Origin of the sequence: uncultured Acetobacterium sp. (genome assembly GCF_927416815.1) — a bacterium.
Lineage (GTDB): Bacteria > Bacillota > Clostridia > Eubacteriales > Eubacteriaceae > Acetobacterium.
The window spans coordinates 1-2,135 of the sequence record NZ_CAKMJU010000035.1 but is presented as its reverse complement, the minus strand read 5'-3'; the positions used below and the strand labels follow the sequence as shown (position 1 = coordinate 2,135).

Genomic DNA, 2,135 nt, shown 5'->3' with positions numbered 1-2,135 from the left:
AGCTTGTCCCGCAGGCTAATCCGCCGATCCCCTTCCAGATAAAAGGTGTCGTTTAAGTGTTTGTATAACCGCAAGCAGGGGTCTTATACTGAAAATCGCATCTTTCCTTATGCGGAGCTATCTGAGCTTAACCCCGATTTGCTGATCCGGGCCAGGATGATGTTATTCGTTTTATCCATTTTGGCTCCTTTCTAATTTTCTGTCAATTCGTCGTTCATTTCATAAATCCCTTGGCGTCACCCACTATGATAACTTTTGCAGACAATAACAGCGACCCTATGACTAATTCCATATTCAAAACCCAGACCAATAAGTTAAGTTGAATATGTTAAGTGACAGGGAAACCTCCGAAAAACGAAGGTACCTGTAAATCTATACAATAACACGAATAAATATGCTTACTCTAATGTCACAACAAACTTTATTGATCAACTAACCCAGAATAGCAACTAAAATAGCCAATAACGGGTATAAAGAAATCATATAAAACGTTGCTATAAGGGGGTTTCAGATTATGCTAAAGAAAAATAGACCACAATTAGATATGTTTGATCATATCATATTTGAGAAGTTGGTACCCAAGGATCACCTGCTAATAAAAATTGATTCAATCATCGATTTTTCATTCATTTATGACTTGGTAAAAGATCAATATAGTTCAATTGGTCGTGGTTCGAAAGATCCGGTCATGCTGGTTAAAATATTTCTTCTGGAATACTTGTATCGACTTTCCGATGTCGAAGTTGTAAAACGAATTCAAACAGACATTGTGTTCCGATGGTTTTTAAATCTAGGTATCAACGACACGGTTCCCGATGACACCACAATCAGTTTCTTTCGCGTTCAGCGTTTAACAGAAGAGCATTTTGAAGCCTTTTTCACTGAAATTGTCAAAAAATGTATCGAAAAAGATCTCATCCGGACGAATCGTTTTATTATCGATTCCACCGATGTAGCCGCCAATGTCAATTACCCTTCAATAAAAAAGCTGGCAAGAATTGCTTTCAATAAAGTAATCCAGGCAGTGACAGAATTCAATGAACCACTGGCAGCTGAAATAGCAGCAGCGATTGAATCAGAGCTGGATCAGGCTTATGAAACGTCAGAAAAAGTCAACTGGCGAAAACATTTTGAAATCACCCAGAACTATTTGGATAAACTCTATATCAAAACCTATGATGAGTTACAACACAACCAGAAATATCTGGAAGCTTTTGGTCTGTGCTATGACTTACTGGATCAATATACCAATAACAAAAAGGATAAGATCGTGAGTATTGTCGATCCGGATGCACGGGTTGCTCATAAATCTGTTGGGAATGTTAAGAAGGGCTATAAAAATCATATCATCATCGATGAAGACAGCGAAATCATCCTGGCATCATCCCAAACACCATTTAACGTCGGTGACGGAAAAAAGCTGAAGGAACTAATTCAAAAGACCGAAACACAAGTTGGTTTAAAACCAAAAGAGCTTTCAGCGGATAAGGCTTATGGCGAAACTGAAAATAGAGCCTTTCTTAAAGATAATAAAATCATCAGCAATATCGCCTTTTACGAGGAATCCACTCGAGAAAATGACTACTTCAAAATGAAAGATTTTATTTTTTCTGATGATTTCAAAACAGTTACTTGTCCCAATGGCAAAAGCACCGAAATTTTTAAAATCAAACACGAAAAAGCTCACAATCGGGATATGAAAGAGTTTCAATTCAACACTAAAGATTGCAGTCAGTGTCCACTCATTGAGCAATGTATTTACCGCCTGAAAAATGGTAAATACCACCAGAAAAGCAGACATGTAACGGTTTATTTACGCCATGATGCGGTGTTAACCGACAAAGCCAGAGTCGCAGCGCCAGAATTCACTATTGCTTACAATAAGCGTTACAAAATAGAAAGACGGTTTGCTACAATGGTCAGAAATCACGGTTTGCGACGGTGCCGGTATATCAAACTCCGTGGCGCAAAAATTCATATTACCATGGCCAATCTAGCCTGCAATATTGTAAGGATGGTTTCTTTGTTATTCCCTCCACTAAAAATTTTGAAAATCTGATAAAATTGACAGCGGCGAAAGTAACTGCCGCCGTCAATTTATCAGTCATTCTCAAACCTTTTATAAAAATTGAATT

The 2,135-nt window shown here is 37.8% G+C and carries 1 protein-coding gene; it reads left to right on the top strand.

Features of this window, described 5'->3' with window-relative positions:
* Positions 1–514 precede the first annotated feature (514 nt).
* Positions 515–2,059: an IS1182 family transposase gene (locus QZ998_RS07020; RefSeq protein WP_296559205.1), complete on the top strand. Its 1,545-nt coding sequence runs from the start codon at positions 515–517 to the stop codon at positions 2,057–2,059.
* Positions 2,060–2,135: the final 76 nt, after the last annotated feature.

Excerpts from the sequence above, each read along its gene's own strand:
- QZ998_RS07020 (WP_296559205.1), top strand. The coding sequence starts at position 515 with ATGCTAAAGAAAAATAGACCACAATTAGATATGTTTGATCATATCATA.